Source organism: Streptomyces ossamyceticus (assembly GCF_001418475.1).
GTDB lineage: Bacteria > Actinomycetota > Actinomycetes > Streptomycetales > Streptomycetaceae > Streptomyces > Streptomyces ossamyceticus.
Map to the genome: position 1 here is coordinate 1 of NZ_LIQX01000470.1, position 3,169 is coordinate 3,169.

The window sequence follows — 3,169 nt, forward strand, 5'->3', positions numbered from 1 at the left end:
TCCCACGGCTTCCCCCTCCGATCCCACCCCTCCCAGCAGAAAGGCACCTTCCATGGTCGACATCGACGAGGTCACCGCGGCTCCCGGCCCGGACCTCCTCACCCCCGACAACTGCGCCGTCCTCTTCGTGGACCACCAGCCGCAGATGTTCTTCGGCACCGGCAGCGGCGACCGCACCGCGATCATCAACGCGACCGTGGGCCTCGCCAAGGCGGCCCGGGGCTTCGACGTGCCCGTGGTGCTGAGCACGGTGGCCGCCGAGTCCTTCTCGGGCCCCCTCCTGCCGCAGCTCGCGGACGTCTTCCCCGACCACAAGATCGTCGACCGTACGACGATGAACGCCTGGGAGGACGTCGCGTTCGTCGAGGCCGTCAAGGCCACCGGCCGCAAGAAGCTCGTCGTCGCCGGTCTGTGGACCGAGGTGTGCGTGGTCCTGCCCACGCTGTCCGCGCTCGCCCAGGGCTACGAGGTCTACGTCGTCACCGACGCCTCCGGCGGTGTCAGCCCGCAGGCCCACGAGCACGCCGTCCAGCGCATGATCCAGGCCGGCGCCGTGCCCGTCACGTGGGTGCAGGTGCTGCTGGAGCTCCAGCGGGACTGGGCGCGCGAGGAGACGTACGGGCCGACCACACAGGTCGTGAAGGAGCACGCGGGCGCGTACGGCCTCGGCATCGTCTACGCGCAGGCCGTCATCGGCGCCCACGCGGCCGGCTGAGAAGCACGACGTCGGGAACGGGCGGGAACGTGATGGACACCGGACTGTTGCTGCTGCGCCTCGTGGCCGGGCTCCTCATCGCCGGGCACGGGGTGCAGAAGGTCAGCTTCCTGCTGGGCGGGAACGGCCTGGCCGGCGGGGCCGAGGAGTCCCGCCGCGACGGCTTCCGCGGCGGAACGCTCACCGCGCTCGCCGCGGGCGGCGGCCAGCTGGGCGCCGGCCTGTTCCTGGCGGCCGGGCTGCTCACACCCATGGCGGCGACGACCGCCATGGGGGTCATGACGGTCGCGAGCACCGTCAAGTGGCGCAACGGGCTGTGGGTGCAGAACGACGGGTACGAGTACCCGCTCGTCCTCGTCCTGGTGGCCGCGGTGCTCGCGCTCACCGGTCCCGGCCGCTGGTCGGGCGACGAGGTGCTCGGGTTCGCCCCGTGGCCGCTGTGGGTGTCCGTCGCGGCCGTGCTGCTCGGGCCCGCCGCCGGGCTCGCCACCCGGGCGGTCCTGCACCGCCCGGTCCCCGCGGCGGAACCCGAGGAGGTGACGGGCCGTGCGTGAGCTGGTGACCGACGCGGCCCGCACGCTCGTACCGCCGCGCGGGGACCGGCACGGGCCGCTGCCGCCGCTGCTGCTGGCGCTCACCGTGGTGACCGGGGTCGTCGACGCGGTCAGCTATCTGGCCCTCGGCCATGTCTTCGTCGCCAACATGACCGGCAACGTGGTCTTCCTGGGGTTCGCCCTGGCGGGCGCCGAGGGCCTGTCCGCGCTCGCGTCCGTCGTCGCGATGACCGCGTTCCTCGCCGGGGCGCTGGCCGGGGGCCGGGTCGCCGCCCGGTGCGCCGCCCATCGCGGGAAGGTGCTGGCGATCGCCGTGGCGGCGCAGACGGTCCTCGCCGCAGCGGCCGCCCTCGCCGCCGCCCTCTTCGACGGCGACCGGGTCGGCAGCCCGCTCCGCTACACCCTCATCGTGCTGCTCGGGCTGGCGATGGGGCTCCAGAACGCGGTCGTACGACGCCTCGGCGTCCCCGACCTCACCACGACCGTGCTGACCCTCACCCTGACGGGCCTCGCGGCCGACTCCACCCCGGCCGGCGGGCCGGCGCCCCGGCCCGGACGGCGGATCCTGTCCGTGCTCGCCATGTTCCTCGGCGCCCTCGCCGGGGCCCTGTTCCTGCGGCACACCGGACTCGCCCCCACCCTGGGCCTGATCCTGCTGCTGCTCGCGTCGACCTGCGTGGCCGTCCTGCGCCTGTCGTCCTCCGACGCGGCGTGGACCCGCCCCCCGAACTGACGACCCCGCACCCCCCGTGGCGGTGACCCCTCGACCGGGGTCACCGCCCGCTCCGCTACCGGGCGAGGGCCCGTCCGCCCCGGCCCGCGCCGTCCCGCCACTCGCTCGGCGACATCCCGTACGCCGCCCGGAACACCCGGCTGAAGTGCGTCGCGCTGAGGAAACCCCAGCGGCCCGCCACCGAGGCGATCGTGCGGCGCCCCCGGACACCGAGCTCCAGATCGCGCCGGCACTCCTCCAGACGGCGGCGCTGGATCCACCGGCCCACCGTCGTGCCCTCGTCCTGGAACAGCTTGTGCAGATAGCGCACCGAGATGTGGTGCGCCCCGGCGATCACCTCGGGCGACAGATCCGCGTCGGCGAGGTGCTCGTCGATGAACCGCAGGATCCGCGCCACCAGCGGCGACCGGCCGCCCGGCGGGCCGCCCGCCTCCCGGCCCAACTGCTCCGTGGCCAGCGTCGCCAGCAGGTTCACCGCGTTCCGGGTGAGCATCTCGGTGACCAACGGCCGGGCGGAGACCGCCGAGTCGGCCAGCTCGGACAGGAAGGGCGACAGCAGCGACCCCAGCCGGGAGGCCCGTGCCACCGGCGCCGCCGCCACCCGCCGCACGTCGCGCTCCTCCAGCCCCATCGCCTCACGCGGCACGAGGAACACCTTCAGTCGGCAGCGCTCGGGGAACTCCAGTAACGGCGGATGGTCCGCATCGTAGAGGCAGATGTCACCGGGCCCCAGGGCGATGTCCGGCAGCCGCTCCGGGGAAGGGGCGCCGGTCCCGCACACCCCTACGAACAAATACTCGCCGCCGGTCCGGGCGGTCAGCCGGTACGCCGCCGCCCGTAGCGGATCCCGGCCGGGCGGCTCCTGGCCGGGCAGCCGCGCCGGCGCCTCGTCGAGCACGGCGATACGGAGGGCCGGGGCCCCGAGAGTACTGGTGTCGGAGATCATCTGAGGCTGCCTCCCGGGCCGCTCGAACACACCGTCGGTCACTGCACCCGGAGCGTAGGAAGGGAGATGTGCAAAAAGAGTGACGGCGAAGTGACGGTGGCCGGAGGGAGGGCCTGTCGCGCAGGGGACCGTCGGGGGTGGCGGTCAGGGATGGTCGCCGTGCGAGGTGGGGTGGTGGTCGGGGACGGTCGCCGCGTGGGTGCGGAGGCGGTGGAGGGCGG

At 74.2% G+C, this 3,169-nt stretch carries 4 protein-coding genes; 3 read left to right on the forward strand and 1 reads right to left on the reverse strand.

The window, feature by feature from the left end:
- Positions 1 to 52 precede the first annotated feature (52 nt).
- From AOK15_RS29755 to AOK15_RS29765, 3 genes are read left to right on the forward strand one after another with little or no spacing between them, the layout of a single operon-like run.
- Positions 53 to 715, forward strand: a complete 663-nt coding sequence (locus AOK15_RS29755; RefSeq protein ID WP_055521434.1) for a hydrolase — start codon at positions 53 to 55, stop codon at positions 713 to 715.
- Positions 716 to 747: 32 nt separating this feature from the next.
- Positions 748 to 1,269: a DoxX family membrane protein gene (locus AOK15_RS29760; protein WP_055521435.1), complete on the forward strand. Its 522-nt coding sequence runs from the start codon at positions 748 to 750 to the stop codon at positions 1,267 to 1,269.
- Positions 1,262 to 2,002 (forward strand): YoaK family protein, encoded by a 741-nt coding sequence (locus AOK15_RS29765; RefSeq protein WP_055521436.1) that lies wholly within the window; start codon positions 1,262 to 1,264, stop codon positions 2,000 to 2,002. Before AOK15_RS29760 ends, AOK15_RS29765 begins: the two co-directional genes overlap by 8 nt.
- A gap of 55 nt (positions 2,003 to 2,057) precedes the next feature.
- On the opposite strand, the gene AOK15_RS29770 is transcribed toward AOK15_RS29765, so the two are convergent.
- Positions 2,058 to 2,948 carry a helix-turn-helix domain-containing protein gene (locus tag AOK15_RS29770; protein WP_079058782.1) on the reverse strand — a complete coding sequence of 297 codons (891 nt, stop codon included), beginning with the start codon at positions 2,946 to 2,948 and terminating at the stop codon, positions 2,058 to 2,060.
- Positions 2,949 to 3,169: the final 221 nt, after the last annotated feature.

Bases quoted from the DNA above. Each gene is read 5' to 3' on its own strand.
- AOK15_RS29770 (WP_079058782.1), bottom strand. From the start codon at position 2,948: ATGATCTCCGACACCAGTACTCTCGGGGCCCCGGCCCTCCGTATCGCC.
- AOK15_RS29760 (WP_055521435.1), top strand. From the start codon at position 748: ATGGACACCGGACTGTTGCTGCTGCGCCTCGTGGCCGGGCTCCTCATC.
- AOK15_RS29755 (WP_055521434.1), top strand. From the start codon at position 53: ATGGTCGACATCGACGAGGTCACCGCGGCTCCCGGCCCGGACCTCCTC.